A 21,080-nucleotide genomic window follows, 5' to 3' on the forward strand; every position below is an offset into this window, starting at 1 on the left:
ACCGAGGCATGACGATGATCAAGACCGATGCATGGGTTCTCTACGCAGGACCGGAACCGAGCAGGAAGCAGGCGCCCGTGGCGGGCGAGCTGCGTCGCGAGACCTTCGAATTCTCCGATCTGGAAGCCGACGAGGTGCTGGTCGAGCCGCTGTACGGATCGTGGGAGGCGAACCTCGACCACGCGCTGTCGCGCAATCCGGTCGACATCTGCCGGCAGCGCCGCGAGGACAAGATCGTGCTCGGCAACGGTGCGCTGGTGCGCATCGTCGAGCGCGGCAGCGGCGTGAAGACGCTGAAGGAAGGCGAGATCTGCATGGTGATGCCGTTCGGCAAGCGCGACGAATACGGGTTCGCCGAGCTCGTCTACGCGTACGACGCGCCGGGCACGATCGGCGTGATGGCGCAGCGGACCAAGATGCGCGCCGACAACCTCGTGGCGGTGCCGACGGACAGCCGTCATTCGCTGCTGCAATGGGCGACGTACGGCCGCTACTTCACCGCGTGGGACAACTGGAAGGTGGCGTCGACGTGCTGGCGCTCGCAGCTGCCGGACGTCGATCCGGCCGACTACCTGGTGTTCGGCTGGGGCGGCGGCACGACGCTCGCCGAACTGCAGCTCGCGAAGCGCGAGGGTTTTCGCGTCGCGATGACGGCGAGCAACGACCGGCGCCTCGAGGAGCTCGCGAAGCTCGGCATCACGCCGGTCGATCGCCGCAAGTTCCCGAACCTCGCGTATGACGACGAGCGCTACAAGACCGATCCGGAGTACCAGGCGAGCTATCGCGAGTCGGAGCGCGTGTTCGCGGAGACGATCGCGGAGCTGAGCGGCGGCCGCGGCGTCGCGATCTTCCTCGACAACCTCGGCGGCGCACTGTATCGCGCGACGATGCGCGTGGTCGGCCGCACGGGTATCGTCACGACGGTCGGCTGGAAGACCGGGATGCGCCTGTGGAACCTGCGCGCGACGGAGTGCATCAACCGCCGCCTGCACATCCACACGCACGCGTGGCGCTACGACGACAGCATCACGATCCGCGATTTCCAGGAAACGAGCGGCTGGATCGGCGAGGAGCCGACCGAGATCTTCGATTTCGACGAGGTGCCGAAGCTCGCGTCCGACTACCTGAACGGGAAGATCCAGACGTATTTCCCGATCTACCGGATCAACGCCGTCTGAGCGGCAGGTCGCGCGCCGCGTCCGCATCGCTGCAAGACGATTAGTCGTGCAGATGATGTCGGTACGCGGCGCGCCGTGCAATCCATCTGACTGGAGAACGGCATGGCCACTGTGGAAATGGGGGGCGTCGACGCCGGTGCGGGGTCGGACGCGTCCAAACCGGCGCCGCTCGACGGCATTCGCGTGATCGACGCCGCGACGTTGTTCGCGGGCCCGCTCGCGGCGACGATGCTGGCGGACTACGGCGCCGACGTGATCAAGGTTGAGCATCCGGACGGCGATCCGGCGCGCAAGTACGGCGCGCGTCGCGACGACGTGCCGTTGTGGTGGAAGGTGCTCGCGCGCAACAAGCGGGCCGTCACGCTGAATCTCGGCACGGCCGACGGCCAGCGGATCTTCCGCGAAATGGCGGCGCAGGCGGACGTGGTCGTCGAGAATTTCCGGCCCGGCACGCTCGAACGCTGGGGGCTCGGTTACGACGTGCTGTCCGCGATCAACCCGCGGCTCGTGCTCGTGCGGGTGACGGGCTTCGGGCAGTTCGGCCCGTATGCGAGCCGCCCCGGCTTCGGTACGCTGGCCGAGGCGATGAGCGGGCTCGCGTCGGTCACCGGCGAAGCCGACGGGCCGCCGTTGCTGCCGTCCTTCCCGCTCGCCGACACCGTCGCGGGGCTGAACGCCGCGTTCGCGATCATGACGGCGCTGAAGGCGCGCGAGCACACCGGGCGCGGCCAGGTCGTCGATCTCGCGATCATCGAGACGATGCTCGCCGCGATGGGCGCGCAGGTCGCGAGCTACGACCAGACGGGCCGGGTGCCCGAACGCACCGGCAATCGTTCGCCGAACAATTCGCCGCGCGGGGTGTACCGCACGTCGGACGGCAAGTGGGTCGCGCTGTCGACGTCAGCGCACAGCATCGCGGAGCGCGTGATGCGCCTCGTCGGCCGTGCGGACCTGATCGACGAACCCTGGTTCGCGAACGGCGCCGAGCGCGCGAAGCATGCGGACGAACTGGATGCGGCGGTCGGCAGCTGGATCGGGCAGCGCTCGCGCGACGACGTGATCGCCGAGTTCGAGCGCGCGCAGGCGGCGGTCGCGCCGATCTACGACGTCGCCGACGTGCTCCGCGATCCGCAGTACGCGGCGCTCGGCTCGGTCGTGTCGGTGCCCGACGCGGAGCTCGGCGCGTTCCGCACGCACAACGTGCCGTTCCGGCTGTCCGACACGCCCGGCGCGATCCGCTGGGGCGGACCGGCGCGCGGCACGCACAACGACGAAGTATTCGGCGCATTGGGGCTGGAGCGGCACGAGATCGCCGATTTGACCGAACGGGGCATTGTATGAAAACCAGCGCAACCTACCGCAGTTACCTCTACGTGCCCGCGCACAAGACGCAGGTGGTGGACAAGGCGTATGCGAGCGAAGCCGACGCCATCGTGCTCGACCTCGAGGATGCCGTGCCGGCCAGCCACAAGGCCGAAGCCCGCGAGGCGGCCGCCGCGATTCTCGCGGAAGGCCCGCCGAAGCCGACCTACGTGCGGATCAACCCGATCGGCAGCCCGTGGTGCCGCGACGACGTCGACGCGATCGCGCAGCCGGCGCTGCAGGCGCTGCGGCTGCCGAAATGCGACCTGCCGCAGCATATCCAGGAAGTGGCGGGCTGGCTCGACGCACTCGGCAGCGACGCGGGCATCCAGATCCTGATCGAGTCGGCGTACGGTGTCGAGACGGCTTACCAGCTCGCGACCGCGTCGCCGCGGCTCGAACGGATCGGGCTCGGCGAGAGCGACCTGCGCGCGGACCTGCAGATCGGCGTCGACAACTTCACGCTCGAGGTGTGCCGCGCGCGCTGCGTCGTGGTGTCTCGCGCGGCGGGGCTCGCCGGGCCGATCCAGACCGTCTATCACACGCTGCCCGATCTCGACGGGCTGAGGGAATCGACGCTGCGCGCCAAGTCGATGGGGTTCCTCGGCCGCTTCGCGATTCATCCGTCGCAGCTCGCGGTGATCAACGAGGTATTCACGCCGTCGGAAGACGAGATTCGCGCAGCCGAGCGGGTGCTCGAGGCGGTCGATGCGGCAGCGGGCAAGGCCTCGGCGTCGTCGGTCTTCGTGCTGCCGGACGGCCGCGTGGTCGCGCCGCCGCTGATCGCCAACGCGCGCGTGACGCTCGCGCTCGCGAACAATCTTCGACTCAGTGGAGCACTGGCATGAGCACACCCGAGACGCTTTCCGCTCCGGCGGCCACCGCCGATCCGGTCGCACCGGACCGGCCCGCGCCGCCCGACGGCATCGTCGGCGCGCTCGGCCGCTTCGCGGCGGAGGTGCGCGCCGGAGGGCTGGAATACCGGCTGCGCGTCGAGGCCGCCGCGCGCGTGCTCGACGTGGTCGGCAACAGCCTGATCGCGCACGACGAACCGGTCGTGCAGTCGGTGCTGCAGGTCGCGCGGCGCTGGGCGGGCACCGGCCCGGCGAGCGTGATCGGCGCGCCCGACCGGCTGCCGGCCGCGAGTGCCGCGCTCGTCAACGGCACGCTCGCGCATGCGATGGATTTCGACGATTCGCACATGCTGTCGGTGCTGCATCCGAGTGCGTCGGTGATTCCGGCCGCGCTCGCCGCCGCGCAGGTGAGCGGCGCGTCGGGCGCGGCGCTGCTCGATGCGATCACGGTGGGCACCGAGGTGTGCATCCGGCTGGGCGTCGCCGCCTATAACGAGGGGCTCGGCAATTCGGTGTTTTTCGAGCGCGGCCAGCACGCGACGTCGATCTGCGGCACGGTCGGCGCGGCGGCGGCCGCGGCGATGCTGCTCGGGCTCGACGCCGCGCAGATCGCGGCGGCGCTCGGCATTGCCGCGAGCATGGGCGCGGGCCTGCTCGAAGCGAACCGCACCGGCGGCTCGGTGAAGCGGATTCACTGCGGCTGGGCGGCGCATGCGGGCGTGAGCGCGGCGGAACTGGCGGGCGCGGGCGTCACCGCGCCGCCGACCGCGCTCGAAGGCCGCTTCGGCTTCTTCCATGCGTGGTGCGGCGACCTCGCCGACGTCGACGCGGTGCTGCGCGACCTGGGCGACGAATGGGAGACGAGCCGGATCATCTTCAAGCCGTATCCGTGCAACCACTTCACGCACCCGGGCATCGACGCGGCGCTGCAACTGAAGGCGCAAGGCGTGACGGCGGACGACGTGGTGTCGGCCGAGCTGCGGGTCGCGACGTCGACGCTGCGCACGATCGGCGAGCCGGCGGAGTTGAAGGCGAATCCGCCGAACGGTTATGCGGCGGCGTTCTCGGGGCCGTACACGGTCGCGGCGGCGCTGCTCGGCGGCGGCGGTCTCGGCGTCTGGTTCGACGATTTCGACGATGCGCTTGCGCGGGACCCCGCGCGGCGCGCCCTGGCTGCGAAGGTGCGTTGCGTGGCCGATCCGTGGTGCGATGCGCGCTTCCCGCATTTCCTGCCGGCGGTGCTGCGCGTCGAGCTGCGCGACGGGCAAGTGCGCGAGGCGTGGATCGAGTCGAGCAAGGGCACGAATTCGCGGCCGCTGACCGAACAGGAACTCACCGCGAAATTCGTGCTGGCGGCGAGTTCGGCGCTCGGCATGGAGCGCGCGCTCGCGCTGCGCGACGCGGTACGGTCGCTCGCCGACGATGCGCCGCTCGATGCGCTCGCGGCGCTGACGTCGGGCACTGAAGGAGGACACAGATCTTGAATGCACCCCGCTGGAAAAAGCGGCCACCCGGCTCGAACTGGGGCGACTTCGGTCCCGACGATCAGAAGGGGCGGCTGAACTGGCTGACGCCGGACAAGGTGCGGCAGGGCGCAGCCGAAGTGCGGGAAGGGCTGTCGTTCTCGCTGAGCCTGCCGCTCGACGTGCCGCGCGGCGGCGGGCTGAACGCGCGGCGGCGGCCACCGGCGATCATGCCGGCGCTGCTCGGCGACAAGCCGTATTTCGGTTATCGCGCGGACGAACAGGTTGCGAACGCAACCGATGTGGTCTGCGACGATTCGTTCTGCATGCACTCGCAGTTCTCGACGCAATGGGACGGCCTGTCGCACGTGGGCGGCGTGTTCGACGCGGACGACGACGGCGTGCCTGAAATCGTGTTCTACAACGGCTTCCGGATGGGCGAGCATCTGCGGGTGCCGCAAGAGGGCGACGCGACGGGCGGCGCGCACGCGCTCGGCATCGAGGTGATGGCGCAAACGGGCGTGCAGGGGCGCGGCGTGCTGATCGACCTGCGGCGTCACTTCGGCGACGCGCGCACGAAGGTCGGCTTCGCGCAACTGATGCAGGTGATGGAGGCGGACCGCGTGCAGGTCGAGCGCGGCGACATCGTCTGCATTCACACCGGCTTCGCGGATCTGCTGCTGCATGACGACGGCGGGTCGCCGGCGACGGTCGCGAGCGCGTGCGTGCTGGACAGCAGCGATGCGCGGCTGCTGCAATGGATCGACGAATCGGGGCTGGCCGCGCTCGTGGCCGACAACCATGCGATCGAGGAACGTCCGCAACATGCGCAGCCGCTCGCGCAACCGGGCGCGCTGATGCCGCTTCATGAACTGTGCCTGTTCAAGCTCGGTATTCACCTCGGCGAGCTGTGGCACCTGACGCCGCTCGCGAACTGGCTGCATGCACACGGCCGGAACCGGTTTCTGCTGACCGCGCCGCCGCTGCATATCCGCGGCCTGGTCGGCGCACCGGCGAATCCGGTCGCGACCGTTTGAGCTTGCGGGCGGCCGCCGGGGCGGCGGTCGTTCGCATTTTTTTTGCAATGCGACCTTTTTTCAAAAATCGCGAATCAAATGGCCGATTGGCACGGTATCCGGAAGAATCGATGCGAAACGGACCCACTAATTTAAAAAATTAACCAATACCGCTCGATACCTAAAAATATAGATACGTCAAGATTGGACTATTCTTGTGCATTGCACTAAATATCAGGGGATTGCTCCGATTGCGGAATTTCGCGATCGCAATCGGAGGCGGTGTTTAACCTGTTTAGTGGATGGTCGCAAACATGAATCTACGTTCGATCGATCTGAACCTGCTGGTCATACTCGATGCGCTATTAACGGAGAAACAGGTCACACGGGCCGGCCAGAAGGTCGGCCTCACGCAGCCGGCCGTCAGCAACGCGCTGGCGCGGCTGCGGTTCCTGTTCAAGGACGAGATCCTGGCGCGCACCGCGGTCGGCATGGAGTTGACGCCGCGCGCACAGGCGCTGGCGATGCCGATTCGACAGATCATGCAACAAATCGAGGAATTATTTGAATCGGATTATCAATTCAATCCTTTTACGTCCGAGCGCCATTTCACGTTGCGCATGTCGGATCTCACCGAATTGCTTTTGCTGCCGGCTCTGCTGCGTTGCATGCGCTTGACCAGCCCGAATATCGGCATGGACGTCGTGCACATGAGTGCCGCCAAGACCGCCGACGCACTCGAGTCGGGGCTGCTCGACCTGGCGATCAGCGCCGGCCTCGAACATTCGGGCACGCTGTCGTCGCAAATCGTGTTTCATGACCGGATGGTCTGCGTGATGAGCCGCAGCCATCCGGAAGCGGGCACGCCGCTGACGCTCGAACGGTTCCTCGCGCTCGACTTCCTCAACGTGACGATCAACCCGGTCGACCACAGCCTGGTCGACAACCTGCTTGCGAACATGAACTGCACGCGGCGCATCGCGCTCAACGTGCCGCACTGGCTCGTCGTGCCGAACATGCTGGACGCGCTGCCGTACGCGGTGATCATGTCGGAGCGGCATGCGCTGAGCCTCGACGATGCGCGGCTCGTGATCCGCGACCTGCCGCTCGCGATGGAGCCCGTCGCGTGGTCGCTGTACTGGCACCGGCGCTACGACGGCAGCAACGCGCACGCTTGGCTGCGCAGCCGCATCGTCGAGGTCGCGGAAGCGCTCGAGCGGCACGGCGTCGCGGCGGAAGCTTAGGGTTCGTTCACGCAGGTCAGCCGACGACGAGCAGCGGCGGCAGCGTCGCGACGTCGGGCTGCTCGTCGAGCCGCCACAGGTAATCGAGCGCCGCGCGGATCTGCGCCGGGCTCCAGTGCCGCCGGCAGTTCTTCGCGAACTTCGCCTCGTAGTCGTCGCGCCGCATCGGCCGCGTCGGCGAGCCGGGCAGGTCGTCCACCTGCTTCGTGCGGATCGCCCCGTCTTCGCACACGGCCGTTACCCGGTTCGGCGCGTGCGCGGGATAGCGGGCAGTCAGCGCCGGGTCCTCGCGCACCGTGATCCGCTCGATCAACGCGCGCAGCGCCGGATCGTGCAGCGCGTCGGGCCGGTAGCTCTCGGTCGTGATGTCGCCGTCGAGCATCGCGCGCGCGACGATGTACGGCAGGCTGTGATCGGCGGTCTCGTGCGTCGACGGTGCCCATTTTTCGCGGTCGCGGCCGGCCGTCACATAACCAACTGCGGTCGTGTCGATCTCGATGCGCCGGATGCGGCGTAGGTCGCCGACTTGCGCGGCGACGTCGAGCGCCGCCGGAATCGCTGTTTGCGTGAGCCCTTGCGCGGGATAGAACTTCACGAAGCACTTGCCGATCCGGAACGCGCCGCCGCGCCCGCCGAATTCGCGCGTGTCGACGGCGAACGGCCCGGACACCTGCGGAAAGAATCCCGCCATGCCTTCGAAGATCGGCGCAGGGCCGGTCAGCCCGGCCCGCGCGAGCTGCGTCGAGAACACCGCGTTGCGCGCCGCGTCCGCATCGGCGAGCGCCTTCCAGTTCGACAATTCCTGGACGCGCGTCTGGTTCAGCGCGAGATGGCTGTTGATCGACAGGTTCACCGCCTGCACCAGCTGCGGCGCGGGCATGCGCATCAGCTTGCCCGCGGCGAGCGCGACGGCGGGCAGGCTGTAGCACGTGTGATCCCAGCCGCGCGGGCTGATCGCGGCGGCGTCCATCAGCCGGCACGCGATCTCGTAGGCGATCGCGATCGACAGGATCAGGTCGCGGCCGTTCGCATGCTGCGCTTCGGCGACCGCGAGGCACGCGGACATGTTGTCGCTCGGATGGCCGGTCTCCTTGCCGGCGTACGCATCGTTGAAATCGTAGTAGCGCAATGCGGTGCCGGTCGCGAACGCGGCGAGATCGGGGCTCGTGCGCTGGTTCGTGCCGACGATCGTCGACACGCCGCCCGACGACGCGAGCGCCGCGTCGCGCGCGATCCGCACCGGACGTTCGTCGTGCGCGGCGATCGCGCAGCCGAGCGCGTCGATCAGGTGCGCCTTGATCGTTTCGATCGTCGCGGCGTCGAGGTCGCGATACTGCAGCCCGGCCGCGTAGTCGGCGAGCTGCTGCGCGAGATCGGGGCGGCCGGGGCTGACGCCGGCGGCCGGCAGTGCGCCCGCGCGGGCGTGAGCGAACGGCAGCGCGAGCGCCGCGCCGGTCAGCGTGGAAAGGAAGTGGCGGCGGTTCATTGTGCGAAGACTCCGAAGGTTCCTGAGGCTGGGGAGAGGCGAGGTCAGAACAGCTTGCGCAGGCCGAGTGCCAGGCCCGCGCTGCTGGCGCGGTCGCCGGCCAGCGTGTAGTGGAGGAAGTTGTAGTTGTAATTGTCGAAATCGAGTGCGGCGCGGCGCGCGTAGCCGCCCGCCAGGTACAGCGTGACGGCTTTCGACAGGAAGTAGTTCAGCTGCAGCGTGACCTGCTGCGGGTTGGCCGGGTGCGGCGTGGGTGTCTGCGCGTTCGGCGCATTCTGCGCGCGGATGTCCTCGTAATAGAACGCGCCGACCGCCTGCAGGTAAGGGGTGATCGCGTAGCGCACGCCGGCCCACCAGAACGTGTAGCGCGTCACGACCGACGGCGCGGCGACGCCGCTCTGGCCGTGCGTGACGCCGGCCAGCAGCTGCGCACGTCCGACGGACGCGATCGCGGCGGCGGCGTAGCGGCGGAAATGCGCGAAGCCGCCCGGCTGCGGCGTGTTGACGTTGTCGAACGCGGCGGCGAGCGAGATTGCGCCGCCGGCATAGTCGAAGCCGGCGCCATAGGCGGCGTTCGACTGGAACGCGCCGGGCGTGCCGCCGAACGAATAGTGCGTTTCGAGCGTCAGCGGGCCGATCTTCGCCAGGTACTTGGCGACGTTGTTCTCGCGGAAGTTGACGCCGACGATCGCGCCGGCCGGCTCGTACAGCGTCGAGTACGCGCCCGTCGGCGAATAGCGCTCCATGACGTCGAACAGCGTCGTGTACTGGTGGCCGAGCCGCAGCGCGCCCCAGCGCTCGTGCTGCAGCCCGACCCATGCGGAGCGGTCGAAGCCGCCCGCGCCGGTGCCGGTACCGTTGTTCAGGTTGATGCCGCTTTCGAGCCGGAACGCGGCCTGCCAGCCGCCGCCGAGTTCCTCGACGCCCTTCAGGCCCCAGCGCGAGCCGCTCTTGCCGCCCGACGCCATCCGCACGAGCGATGCCGACGACTTGTCGCCGGGCGCGGCCTGATGGGTGAGGAATTCCGTATAGATGTCGGCCACGCCATACAGCGTGATCGTGCTCTGCGCGCAGGCGCTGGCCGATACGAGGCCCAGTCCGCACAGTGCGGACATCCGCTTGCCCATGGTTTGTCTCCTTCCAGGGTTTGTTCTTTGTTTGAGTTCGGCGCCGCGCCGGTCGAGCGGTGCGGCGGTGCTGCGGGGCGGCGCTATCCGGGCCGGGTGGCGAACGGACGGCATCGTGACGGGGCGCGTGCGCGCACCGCGCGACGCGCGCATGGACGCGCGACGATGAAGGGGGGCGCCCGCATTACCGGGGCACGCCGTCGGCGCGTGCCTGTACCGCCGCGTGACGTGCGAGCACGCGCTTCGCGCGGGCGACGCCGGGCGCGTCGACCATCCGGCCGTCGACGCGCAGCGCGCCGCGCCCGTTCGCACGTGCGTCGTCGTAGGCGGCCAGCACCGCGTGCGCGTCGCGCACCGCGGCGTCGTCGGGCCGGAACGCACGGTTGAGCGCGCCGACCTGCAGCGGGTGGATGCAGGTCGCGCCTGCATAGCCGAGCTCCGCGGACGCGCGCGCGATGCGCTCGAACGCGTCGAGATCGCGCAGTTCGTCGAGGCCGCCGATGAGGCCGAGCGGCAGGATGCCGGCGGCGCGCGCGGCGATGATCAGCAACTGTTTCGGCACGCGCAGCACATCGGCGCTCGCGCCGCTTTCGCAGTTCAGCGCGAAATCGCCGCCGCCCAGCATCATCGCGACGACGCGCGGCGACGCCTGCGCGATCCGGTCCATTGCCTGGAACGCGCGCGGCGTTTCGACGATCGCGACGATCCGCGTGCGGCCGGGCGGCGCGCCGGCTTCTTCTTCGAGCGCGGCCAGCAGTTCGTCGATCGCCTCGATGTGCGAGCCGCCGCGCACCTTCGGCAGCACGACGCCGTCCACGCCGGCCCGGACGGCCGCGCGCAAGTCGGGCACGAGCTGGTCGAGCGGGCCGTTGGCGCGCACCAGCAAGTCGTGGCCCGGCGCGCGCAGCGCCGGCACGGCGTCGGCCAGGCCGTCGCGGGCGGCCGCCTTGCATGCGGGCGGGACGCTGTCCTCGAGATCGAGGATCAGCGCATCGGCGTCGCTCGCGGCGGCCGATGCGACGAAACGGGGGACATGCGCGGGGACGTACAGCAGCGAGCGCCAGACGGGTTGTGATGATGAATTCATCTATGGTCTCATAAAATGAAAGTCACTTTCATTTTTGTGATGGATGACCGCATTCGTCAAGATTATCGTTAACGCCTAGTATCAAGGAACATTGCAGGATGATGACCGAGCGAAGCTCTGCGGATTCATGTTGATGTCATCGATGATCTGCGTATAATGAAAGTGACTTTCATTTTTCGATGCCGGCCAGCGTAACGTGGCACCGACCTGACACGAACAGCCCGGCATCGCACGAGGTGGACATGAACAAGGTGGAGACAAGCAATCCGGCAGAGGGCGGCGTGGCCGCGGTCAACCGCGCGCTGACCGCGCTGCTGGCATTCGGCAACGCGCCCGGCGGGCTGATGCTCGCGCAGGTGAGCGAGGAGACGGGGCTCAACATGAGCACGCTGTTGCGGATGTTCGAGTCGCTCGAGCAGTTCCGCTTCATCAAGCGCCTGCCGGACGGGCGCTATGTGCTGGGGCCCGCCGTGTTCCAGCTCGGGATGATGTATCGCGAGTCGTTCCAGCTGCGCGAGTACGTGATGCCGATCCTGTCGAGACTGTCGGCGGAAACCGGCGAGACGGCCGCGTTCTACGTGCGTGAAGGCGACCAGCGCGTGTGCCTGTTCCGCATCCAGGCGCAGCGCTCGGTGCGCACGCACCTGCGCGAGGGCGACCGCTTCCCGCTCGACGTCGGCGCGGCCGGGCGTGTGCTGCTTGCGTTCAGCGGCACGCGCGGCGGCGACTACGAGAAGACGGCCGAGCAGGGCTACGCGGTATCGATCGCCGAGCGCGATCCGGAAAGCGCGGCAATCGCGTGCCCGGCATTCGGCGTCGGCCGCGTGCTCAGCGGCGCGATCTCGCTCGGCGTGCCGCGGTATCGCTTCAACAAGAAGGTGCTGGCCGACTACCTGCCGCGCGTGCAGGCGGCCGCCGCCGAGCTGACGCATGCGCTCGGCGGCGATCTGCCCGCCGCAGGTGCGGCATTTCGCGCGGCCGACCAGCTCGGCGCGCTGCTCGAGTAGCGCCGCGCGCGGCTGAGCGCGCCTCGAAGTCTGCCTTGCAGTCCGCCTCGCACGACGCATACACCAACCAGGAGACAAGCATGTTCGTTCCCGACCCGCAGGCCGCTCACGCGGCCGGCGCGCACCGTCGCGCGTCCACCGGCCCGATTCATCCGAAACCGTTCGACGCCGGCGCGCAGGGGCCGCTCGCGGGCGTGCGCGTCGTCGACCTGTCGCGCCTGATGGCCGGCAACATGCTGAGCGTGCAGCTCGCCGATTTCGGCGCGGACGTCGTGAAGGTCGAGAGCGAGCGCGGCGATACGCTGCGTGCGGTCGGCGCGGGCGGGATCAGCACGAACTGGAAGGTATACGGGCGCAACAAGCGCAGCGTGTGCGTCGACCTGCGCGCGCCCGAGGGCATCGACATCGTCCGCCGGCTGGTGCGCGACGCGGACGTGTTCGTCGAAAGCTTCAAGCCCGGCGTCGCCGAGAAGATGGGGCTCGGCCCGGACGACCTGCTCGCGATTCGCCCCGAGCTGGTGATCGCGCGGATCTCCGGCTGGGGGCAGACCGGGCCGTATCGCCACAAGCCGGGCTTCGGCACGCTCGCGGAAGGATATGCGGGGTTCGCGGCGATCAACGGCTTCGCCGATCGCGAACCGGTGCTGCCGCCGATGTTCCTCGGCGACATGACGGCCGGGCTGTCCGGCGCGATCGCCGTGCTGGTCGCGCTGCATGCGCGCGACGCGCACGGCGCGGCGGGGCAGGTGATCGACGTGTCGCTGTTCGAGCCGCTGCTGTCGATCCTCGGCCCGGCCGCCGCGAACTATGTGATGACCGGCAAGATCAAGGAACGCACCGGCAGCCGCTCGTCGAACACCGCGCCGCGCAACGCGTATCGGACCCGCGACGGCAAGTGGCTGTGCCTGTCGAGTTCGACACAGGCGATGGCCGAGCGGCTGTTCCGCGCGATCGGCCGCTCGGAGCTGATCGACGATCCGCGCTACGCGACCAACGTGCAGCGCGTGCAGCACGCGGAAGCGCTCGATGCGATCGTCGGCGAATTTATCGCCGCGCGCGATCTCGATGCCAATCTCGCGTTCTTCGAAGAAGCGGGCGTGACGGTCGGGCCGATCCAGGATATCGCGCAGATCGTTCAGGACCGCTATGTGATCGAGCGCGAGGCGCTCGTCGAGCTGCCGGACGACGACGTCGGCAGCCTGCCGATGCACAACATCACGCCGCGCCTGTCGGCCACGCCCGGCACGTTCCGCCGGCCCGCGCCCGCGCTCGGCGAGAACAATCGCGAGATCCTGCTGCCGCTGCTCGGCGAACGCGAATACGAGCGGCTCGCGGGGCTGGGCGTGATCCGCACGCGGTAGGCGCGACGTGCGACGCGGCCGCGAAGGACGGCCGCCGCACCCTGGACATTGCATGGAGGAGACAACCATGAAACCACGCTGGACCCATCGGCCGCCCGGCTCGAACTGGGGGGATTTCGGCCCGGACGATCAGAAAGGGCGCCTGAACTGGCTGACCGCCGACGCGGTGCTGCGCGGCGTCGCGGAAGTGCGCGAAGGCCGCGTGTTTTCGCTGAGCCTGCCGCTCGACGTGCCGCGCGGCGGCGGGTTGAACGCGCGGCGCCGGCCGCCGGCGATCATGCCGGCGCTGCTCGGCGACAAGCCGTACTTCGGTTATCGGGCGGATGAACAGGTTGCGAACGCAACCGATGTCGTCTGCGACGATTCGTTCTGCATGCACTCGCAGTTCTCGACGCAGTGGGATGCGCTGTCGCACGTCGGCTCGCTGTTCGATCCGGCGGGCGACGGCGAGCGGGCCCGCATGTTCTACAACGGCTACCGGATGGACGAGCACATCCGGGTGCCCGAAGCGGGGGCGCCGCGCGGCGGCGCGCGCGCGCTCGGCATCGAGGTGATGGCGCAGACGGGCGTGCAGGGGCGCGGCGTGCTCGTCGACCTGCGGCGCCACTTCGGCGACGAGCGGCGCAAGATCGGCTACGCGGAGTGGATGGCGGTGCTGCGCGCGGACGACGTGATCGTCGAGCGCGGCGACATCGTGTGCGTGCATACGGGCTTCGCCGATCGCCTGCTCGACGCCGACGCGCGCGGCGAACCTACCGCGCCGGACGTGTGCTGCGTGCTCGACGGCAACGACCCGCGCCTGCTCGAATGGATCGACGCGTCGGGGCTCGCCGCGCTCGCGGCGGACAACCACGCGGTCGAGGAGCGACCGCGCGATGCGCGGGCGCGCGAGCGGCCCGGCGCGCTGATGCCGTTGCACGAGCTGTGCCTGTTCAAGCTCGGCATTCACCTCGGCGAGCTGTGGCACCTGACGCCGCTTGCCGACTGGCTGCACGCGCACCGGCGCAACCGCTTCCTGCTGACCGCGCCGCCGCTGCACCTGCGCGGGCTCGTCGGGTCGCCGGTCAATCCGGTCGCCACCGTATGAACGCCGGCGCCGCGCGCATGTCGCGCCGGTGCCGGGTTTGCCGCTTCGCCGCTCTGCGCAGGCCGCGCGGGCGGATCATCGAGGAATCGCCATGTCCCATTCCCATGCGGCGTCGATCGCCGCCCGCATCGACCGCCTGCCCGCGACGGCCAGCATCTGGACGCTCGTGCTGTTCCTGAGCGTCGGCGGGTTTTTCGAGGTCTACGACCTGTTCCAGATGACCTACCTGCCGCCCGGGTTGATCCGCGACGGCATCTTTCACGCGGGCTCGCACGGCGTGCTCGGCATGTCGGACCAGGGCGCGCTCGGCGCGGCGACGTTCGCCGGGCTGTTCGTCGGCGAGATGTTCGTGTCGCGCCTCGCGGACCGCTTCGGGCGGCGCGCGCTGTTCACCGGCGCGCTGCTGCTCTACACGGCGGCGAGCCTGGCGATGTGCGTGCAGACGCATGCGCTCGGCATCCTCGTGTGCCGTTTCATCGCGGGCTGCGGCATCGGCGCGGAACTGATCACGATCGGCGCGTTCCTGACCGAGCTGGTGCCGAAGGCGGTGCGCGGCCGCGCGTTCGCGCTGTGCTTCGCGGTCGGCTATCTCGCGATGCCCGTGCTGGCGCTGGTGTCGTGGTTATGGGTGCCGCACGATCCGCTCGGCATGTCCGGATGGCGCTGGGTCGTGCTGCTCGGCGGCAGCGGCGCGGTTTTCGTCTGGTGGCTGCAGTCGCGGTTGCCGGAGTCGCCGCGCTGGCTCGCCCACACGGGCCGTGAGGCCGAGGCCGAAGCCGTGCTGCAGCGGCTCGAGCAGGCCGTCGAGCGGGAATCCGGCCGGCCGCTGCCCGCGGTCCCGACGCCGGTCGCAGCGGCCACGGCCACTGCCGCGCCGCGCACGCCGTCGATGTGGGATGCGCGGCATCGCGGCCGCACGACGATGCTGATCGCGTTCAATGCATTCCTGAGCATCGGTTTCTTCGGCTTCAGCCAGTGGCTGCCGACGCTGCTCGCCGCGCAGGGCGCGAGCGTCACGAAGAGCCTCTGGTATGCGTTCGTGATCGCCTTCGCGTATCCGGTGTCGCCGTTCGTCGCCGGCCTGCTCGCCGACCGGGTCGAGCGCAAATGGCTGATCGTCGCGTCGGCGTTCGGCGTCGCGCTGTTCGGCACCGCGTTCGCGATGTCGGCGCAGGCGCCGTTCGTGATCGCATTCGGCTTGCTCGTCACGCTGTCCAACACGGTGCTCGCGAGCAACGGCACCGCGTACCAGTCGGAAGTGTTTCCGACCGAGATCCGCGGGCGCGCGCTCGGCTTCGTGCATTCGATCGGCCGCCTGACGGGCATCGCGAGCAGTTTCATCGTCGCGCTGCTGCTCGAACGCGCCGGGGTGTCGGCCGTGTTCGTGCTGATCGGCGGCAGCATGCTGATCGTGATGGTGTCGATCGGCGTGTTCGGGCCGCGTACCAACAACCGGGCACTGGACGAGATCGCGGACGGCGCCGAGCACGCGGCGGCGTTGCGCGGGCTCGCCGAAGCGCCGACCGGGCGTGTCGATGGGCGGCGAAAATTGGGCTAGCATCCTGATTCAACGCGGCAACTGGGCACCTCGCCCATCGACCATCGCCATGAAACCCGTTGCCGTCGTATTGCACGGCCCGACCAGTGCAGGGAAGAGCAGCCTGGCCAGGGCGCTCCAGCAAGGGTCGGACGTGCCGACGTTTCACGTCTCGCTCGACGCGTTCGTCGAGATGTCGCGCCGGCGTGACATGCGATCGGACGAGGAGCTGAATCAGGCGCTGAGACTCCACCAGCTCAACCTGCAGTCGACGCTCGCACGGATCGCGGCCAGCCATTTCGAGATCGTGCTGGATCTCGTGCTCCGGGATCCGGCCGCGCTCGACGCATGCATTGCCGCGCTGTCGCCGCGTCGGACCTTCGTCATCGGCGTGACGTGCCCGCTGGATATCCTCGAACAGCGCGAACGCGCGAGGCCGGATCGCGGCGAGGGCATGGCCCGCTCCCAGTTCGGGCATCCGGCTTATTCGCGGCCTTACGCGCTGCGCATCGACACGTCGACATGCACGCCGGAAGAGGGCGCGCGCCGCATCCGTGCCCACGTCGACGCGCTGCGCGAGTGATCGTCGTCGCGCTTGATCCGGACAGGCTGCGTTCTCCCTTAAACTCGCCGGCACCGAATGTCATCGGCCACGCGGATGATGTCGTTCGCACGCGACAAATCGCATTGTGCCGACAAGCGGAAAATTCGCGATGAAACCGATTCCGAAGTGTTCGTGCCGATAACCGGTTTTTCATGTTTCGAACGGATTGAAAGCGAATTTCAAGCGGATTCACGCGCCGACAGGCCGTGCGAAGCGGTTCCAGCGGGTAAACGCCAGGTTATAGGCCCGTCGTGTCCAGACAGGGGATTCATGGATTGAATGCGCGCCGATTCAAAATATAAATTTCGGAAAGACTTTGGCACGGGATATGCTTCGCAGTTCTTATCCGAATGAATCATGCGCCGGCTATTCGTCGGAAAAATCAGGCTGGAGCATGAACCGCCCGGATCTGACAAGCCGATTGTTTAGAGGATGAACAGTTTGTGAATTCGGCGCGGCAGTGCGAAGCTGCCCGCGGAACAGCGTCGTACACGGATTGAGTTGGGTGACTTGAAACGCAGGCCGTAACTCCTAGCGACGGCCACTACTGACAGTTCAGGATATGACATTACTGATTGGGGTCCCTCTGGAGACGGCCAACGAGGAACGGCGCGTAGCGACGGTTCCCGACGTGGTCGAAAAGCTGATCAAGCTCGGGTTCTCGGTGGCCGTGCAAAGCGGTGCCGGCACCGGCGCGAACTTCAGCGACGACGACTACCGCACGGCCGGGGCCGAAGTCGTGGCGACGGCCGCCGATCTGTGGGGCCGCAGCGATATCGTCCTCAAGGTGCGCCCGCCGAGCAGCGAGGAAGTCGCGCTGTTGCGTGAAGGCAGCACGCTGGTCGGCTTCGTCTGGCCGGCGCAGAACCCCGAACTGATGCAGCAGCTGGCCGCGAAGCGGGCCACGGTGCTGGCGATCGATTCCCTGCCGCGCACGCTGTCGCGCGCGCAGAAGATGGATGCGCTCACGTCGATGGCCGGCGTGAGCGGCTACCGCGCCGTCATCGAGGCGGCCCATGCGTTCGGCCGTTACTTCAACGGGCAGATCACGGCCGCGGGCAAGGTGCCGCCGGCCAAGGTGTTCGTCGCCGGCGCGGGCGTCGCCGGCCTCGCGGCCATCGGCACGGCCGCCGGCCTCGGCGCGATCGTGCGCGCCAACGACACGCGCGCGGAAGTGGCCGACCAGGTCAAGTCGCTCGGCGGCGAATTCGTCAAGGTCGACTACGAGGAAGAGGGCTCGGGCGGCGGCGGTTATGCGAAGGTGATGAGCGAAGGCTTCCAGCAGGCGCAGCGCGCGATGTACGCGCAGCAGGCCAAGGATGCGGACATCATCATCACCACCGCGCTGATTCCCGGCAAGCCGGCACCGAAGCTCATCACGGCCGAGATGGTGCAATCGATGAAGCCGGGCAGCGTGATCGTCGACATGGCCGGCGAGCAGGGCGGCAATTGCGAGCTGACGGTGCCGGGCGAGGCGGTGGTCCGCCATGGCGTGACCATCGTCGGCTACACGGATCTCGCGTCGCGCCTGGCGCGACAGTCGTCGACGCTGTATGCGACCAACCTGCTGCGCGTGATCGAGGAGCTGTGCAAGGCGAAGGACGGCACGATCAACGTCGACTTCAATGACGACGCGATCCGCGGCCTCACGGTCATCAAGGAAGGCAACGTGACCTGGCCGCCGCCGCCGATCCAGCAGCCGGCAGCGGTACCGAAACCCGCGGCGGCGCCGGTTGCGGCAACCGCGTCCAAGGGCCACGGGCACGGCAGCGGCGAGCCGATGTCGGCGAAGTCGCTCGCGATCGTGTTCGCCGTCGGCGCACTGGCGTTCCTGCTGGTCGGCCAGTTCGCGCCGGCCACGTTCCTGTCGCACTTCACGGTGTTCGTGCTGGCCTGCTTCGTCGGCTACATGGTGATCTGGAACGTCACGCCGTCGCTGCATACGCCGCTGATGAGCGTCACCAACGCGATCTCGTCGATCATCGCGATCGGCGCGCTGGTGCAGGTCGCGCCGCCGCTGGGCGAGGCCGCGGCCGGCGACCGGCCGTCGGGGCTGATCCTCGGCCTGGCGGTGGGTGCGCTGACGCTCACGGCCGTCAACATGTTCGGCGGCTTCGCGGTGACGCGCCGCATGCTGGCGATGTTCCGCAAGTAAGGAGACGACAACAATGACTTCCAACCTGACTACCGTCTCCTATATCGGCGCGGCCATCCTCTTCATCCTCAGCCTCGGCGGGCTGGCGAACCCCGAGACCGCGCGCCGCGGCAACCTGCTCGGCATGATCGGGATGCTGATCGCCGTGCTCGCCACCGTACTCGGCCCGCGCGTGTCGGCCGAAGGCATTCCGTATGTCGTGGCCGCGCTGGTCGTCGGCGGCGCCGTCGGCCTCGTCGCCGCGAAGAAGGTGCAGATGACGCAGATGCCCGAGCTGGTTGCGCTGATGCACAGCCTGGTCGGTCTCGCGGCCTGCCTGGTGGGCTTCGCCAGCTACATCGATACGTCGGTGCAGTTCAGCGGCGCGGAGAAGGCCATCCACGAAGTGGAGATCTACGTCGGCATCCTGATCGGCGCGGTGACCTTCGCGGGCTCGGTCATCGCGTTCGGCAAGCTCTCCGGCAAGATCGGCGGCAAGCCGCTGCTGCTGCCGGCGCGGCACTGGCTCAACCTCGCCGCGCTGCTGATCGTGATCTATTACGGTCGTGCGTTCCTGCATGCGGAGACGATCCAGGACGGCATGACGCCGCTCATCGTGATGACGGTGGTGTCGCTGCTGTTCGGCGTGCACATGGTGATGGCGATCGGCGGCGCGGACATGCCCGTCGTGGTGTCGATGCTCAACAGCTACTCGGGCTGGGCGGCGGCGGCCACCGGCTTCATGCTCGGCAACGACCTGCTGATCGTGATCGGCGCGCTGGTGGGCTCGTCGGGTGCGATCCTGTCGTACATCATGTGCCGCGCGATGAACCGCAACTTCATCAGCGTGATCGCGGGCGGCTTCGGCACCGGCAGCGGTGCGCCCGCGGCGGCAGGCGCCGGTGCGCAGCCGGCCGGCGAGGTGGTGGCGGTGAGCGCGCTGGAGACGGCCGAACTGCTGCGCGATGCCAAGAGCGTGATCATCGTGCCCGGGTACGGGATGGCGGTGGCGCAGGCCCAGCACACGGTGCATGAACTCACGAAGGTGCTGCGCGAGAAGGGCGTCGACGTGCGTTTCGCGATCCATCCGGTGGCCGGCCGCATGCCGGGGCACATGAACGTGCTGCTCGCCGAGGCGAAGGTGCCTTACGACATCGTGATGGAGATGGACGAGATCAACGGCGATTTCCCGGAAGCCGACGTGTCGATGGTGATCGGTGCGAACGACATCGTGAACCCGGCCGCGCAGGAAGATCCGGCCAGCCCGATCGCCGGCATGCCGGTGCTCGAGGTGTGGAAGGCCAAGACGTCGATCGTGATGAAGCGCAGCATGGCGTCCGGCTACGCGGGCGTCGACAATCCGCTGTTTTACAAGGACAACAACCGGATGCTGTTCGGCGATGCCAAGAAGATGCTGGACGAGGTTTTCGGGGCGTTGAAAGCCTGACGGTCGGGGCGCACGGGCGGGTGCGTGTTCGGGGCGAGCGCTCAGCGGCCGTGGTGTCGAACGGCGGGTTGATCGGGGCCCGGCGCGCCCGCCATGCGTATCGGGAAGATCACGGAAGTGCGAGACGGGATCGGATGTTTCGCACTTCCGGGAAAAGAGCGCGATCGATCGTCGGTGCGCGGATCGACGAACCATGCGAATGATGCCGTTGGAGCGGGCGGCGGTTCCATCATCGGCGTGACGATTGCCGAAGCCTGGCCGGCCGCCGGAATGATGCTGGTCGACCGCTGTCCCGTGTGAACGTGCTATCGCGCCTATCCGCACGAATCAGGCACCAGATCCTCGCCAGCCGTCGATGCCGCAGCTTGCCGCAAACGGTACCGGCGCCTCTCCTCTCCGTTCCGCATGTCACGCAGCCGCGCCGGTGGTTCCCACACGACTGCGCGTGACGATGTCGCCTATCCAGCCGCTCCCAGTTCCGCGAAACCGGTGATCCTTGCGTCGCATGCGCGCGCCAGCGCCAGGTCGTGACTCGAAAAAAAGACGGCACGGTCCGCCGCCAACGTCCTGAACAGGTCGACGAGCACCGCACGCGACGCGGCGTCGAGCCCGTTGCCCGGTTCGTCGGCGATCACGACGGTGGGCGCGCCGAGTGTCGTCGCCGTCAGGAACAGTTTCTTGCGCGTGCCGAGCGACATCTGCTCGAAGCGCTTGTCCATATGCGGGGCGAGCCCGAATCGATCGGCCAGCTCGAGCGTGCGGGTGTCGACGACGGTTTTCTTGGCGGCCGCCACGAGATCGAGAAACGCGCGTCCGGTCTGGAACGGATACGTCAGGCAATCGTCGGGTACGTACGCCAGCGCGGATTTCGCCGCGAGCGGCGCGGTGCGCAGGGAATGGCCGCCGAGCCAGACTTCGCCTTCGTCCGCGTCGATCGTGCCGGCGAGAATGCCGAGCAACGTCGATTTGCCGCTGCCGTTTTCGTCGCACAGCGCCACGCACCCGGCGCCGGATGCGAAGTTGAGCCCTTGGAAGATGACGCGCTTGTCGAAGCGCTTGCCGAGATTGTCGAAGCGGAGCATGGAT

At 68.3% G+C, this 21,080-nt stretch carries 18 protein-coding genes; 14 read left to right on the forward strand and 4 right to left on the reverse strand.

Features of this window, described 5'->3' with window-relative positions:
• The first annotated feature begins 14 nt into the window (after positions 1–14).
• From ABIC51_RS14105 to ABIC51_RS14130, 6 genes are all read left to right on the forward strand, one after another.
• Positions 15–1,178, forward strand: a complete 1,164-nt coding sequence (locus tag ABIC51_RS14105; RefSeq protein WP_027792762.1) for a quinone oxidoreductase family protein — start codon at positions 15–17, stop codon at positions 1,176–1,178.
• 102 nt (positions 1,179–1,280) lie between these two features.
• Positions 1,281–2,519 (forward strand): CaiB/BaiF CoA transferase family protein, encoded by a 1,239-nt coding sequence (locus ABIC51_RS14110; RefSeq protein WP_404842213.1) that lies wholly within the window; start codon positions 1,281–1,283, stop codon positions 2,517–2,519.
• Positions 2,516–3,388 (forward strand): HpcH/HpaI aldolase/citrate lyase family protein, encoded by an 873-nt coding sequence (locus ABIC51_RS14115; protein WP_354006521.1) that lies wholly within the window; start codon positions 2,516–2,518, stop codon positions 3,386–3,388. Before ABIC51_RS14110 ends, ABIC51_RS14115 begins: the two co-directional genes overlap by 4 nt.
• Positions 3,385–4,878 carry an MmgE/PrpD family protein gene (locus ABIC51_RS14120; RefSeq protein ID WP_226128552.1) on the forward strand — a complete coding sequence of 498 codons (1,494 nt, stop codon included), beginning with the start codon at positions 3,385–3,387 and terminating at the stop codon, positions 4,876–4,878. Before ABIC51_RS14115 ends, ABIC51_RS14120 begins: the two co-directional genes overlap by 4 nt.
• Positions 4,875–5,894, forward strand: coding sequence for a cyclase family protein (locus ABIC51_RS14125; RefSeq protein ID WP_060196938.1), 1,020 nt, complete (start codon positions 4,875–4,877; stop codon positions 5,892–5,894). The genes ABIC51_RS14120 and ABIC51_RS14125 overlap by 4 nt, the downstream gene beginning before the upstream one ends.
• 293 nt (positions 5,895–6,187) lie before the next feature.
• Entirely contained in the window at positions 6,188–7,117 is a 930-nt protein-coding gene (locus tag ABIC51_RS14130) for a LysR family transcriptional regulator (RefSeq protein ID WP_059699660.1), read from the forward strand.
• A gap of 16 nt (positions 7,118–7,133) precedes the next feature.
• Here ABIC51_RS14130 and ABIC51_RS14135 read toward each other — a convergent pair whose 3' ends face one another.
• The 3 genes from ABIC51_RS14135 to ABIC51_RS14145 form a co-directional block, all read right to left on the reverse strand.
• The gene (locus ABIC51_RS14135) at positions 7,134–8,603 is read right to left on the reverse strand and encodes an MmgE/PrpD family protein (protein ID WP_175899574.1); all 1,470 of its coding nucleotides are present in this window, start codon (positions 8,601–8,603) and stop codon (positions 7,134–7,136) included.
• Between the two features lie 44 nt (positions 8,604–8,647).
• A complete protein-coding gene (locus ABIC51_RS14140; protein WP_175853947.1) occupies positions 8,648–9,730 on the reverse strand; it encodes a porin in 1,083 nt (360 codons plus the stop codon).
• A gap of 184 nt (positions 9,731–9,914) precedes the next feature.
• Positions 9,915–10,817 carry an HpcH/HpaI aldolase/citrate lyase family protein gene (locus ABIC51_RS14145; protein ID WP_175861734.1) on the reverse strand — a complete coding sequence of 301 codons (903 nt, stop codon included), beginning with the start codon at positions 10,815–10,817 and terminating at the stop codon, positions 9,915–9,917.
• 242 nt (positions 10,818–11,059) lie between these two features.
• Here ABIC51_RS14145 and ABIC51_RS14150 point away from each other — a divergent pair, with 242 nt between their 5' ends.
• The 8 genes from ABIC51_RS14150 to ABIC51_RS14185 all read left to right on the forward strand — a co-directional run bounded on the left by ABIC51_RS14150 (position 11,060) and on the right by ABIC51_RS14185 (position 20,294).
• Positions 11,060–11,824, forward strand: coding sequence for an IclR family transcriptional regulator (locus tag ABIC51_RS14150; RefSeq protein ID WP_060196933.1), 765 nt, complete (start codon positions 11,060–11,062; stop codon positions 11,822–11,824).
• 80 nt (positions 11,825–11,904) lie between these two features.
• On the forward strand, positions 11,905–13,185 hold the full coding sequence (locus ABIC51_RS14155) for a CaiB/BaiF CoA transferase family protein (protein WP_124918882.1): 1,281 nt from the start codon (positions 11,905–11,907) through the stop codon (positions 13,183–13,185).
• A 67-nt stretch (positions 13,186–13,252) separates the two neighbouring features.
• A complete protein-coding gene (locus ABIC51_RS14160; protein WP_124535313.1) occupies positions 13,253–14,272 on the forward strand; it encodes a cyclase family protein in 1,020 nt (339 codons plus the stop codon).
• Positions 14,273–14,363: 91 nt separating this feature from the next.
• Complete coding sequence (locus ABIC51_RS14165; RefSeq protein WP_063812515.1) at positions 14,364–15,830, forward strand: MFS transporter; 1,467 nt, start codon at positions 14,364–14,366, stop codon at positions 15,828–15,830.
• Entirely contained in the window at positions 15,808–16,392 is a 585-nt protein-coding gene (locus ABIC51_RS14170) for a chloramphenicol phosphotransferase CPT family protein (protein ID WP_146253106.1), read from the forward strand. Before ABIC51_RS14165 ends, ABIC51_RS14170 begins: the two co-directional genes overlap by 23 nt.
• A gap of 583 nt (positions 16,393–16,975) precedes the next feature.
• The gene (locus ABIC51_RS14175) at positions 16,976–18,568 is read left to right on the forward strand and encodes a Re/Si-specific NAD(P)(+) transhydrogenase subunit alpha (protein WP_175899572.1); all 1,593 of its coding nucleotides are present in this window, start codon (positions 16,976–16,978) and stop codon (positions 18,566–18,568) included.
• A 13-nt stretch (positions 18,569–18,581) separates the two neighbouring features.
• Complete coding sequence (pntB, locus tag ABIC51_RS14180; protein ID WP_060084629.1) at positions 18,582–19,994, forward strand: Re/Si-specific NAD(P)(+) transhydrogenase subunit beta; 1,413 nt, start codon at positions 18,582–18,584, stop codon at positions 19,992–19,994.
• A 93-nt stretch (positions 19,995–20,087) separates the two neighbouring features.
• Positions 20,088–20,294 (forward strand): hypothetical protein, encoded by a 207-nt coding sequence (locus tag ABIC51_RS14185; RefSeq protein ID WP_060196925.1) that lies wholly within the window; start codon positions 20,088–20,090, stop codon positions 20,292–20,294.
• A 158-nt stretch (positions 20,295–20,452) separates the two neighbouring features.
• Here the strand turns inward: ABIC51_RS14185 and ABIC51_RS14190 are convergent, their stop codons facing one another.
• Positions 20,453–21,076: an ABC transporter ATP-binding protein gene (locus ABIC51_RS14190; RefSeq protein WP_060174407.1), complete on the reverse strand. Its 624-nt coding sequence runs from the start codon at positions 21,074–21,076 to the stop codon at positions 20,453–20,455.
• Between the last annotated feature and the right edge of the window lie 4 nt (positions 21,077–21,080).

This window comes from Burkholderia sp. 572, assembly GCF_040545135.1.
GTDB lineage: Bacteria > Pseudomonadota > Gammaproteobacteria > Burkholderiales > Burkholderiaceae > Burkholderia > Burkholderia cepacia.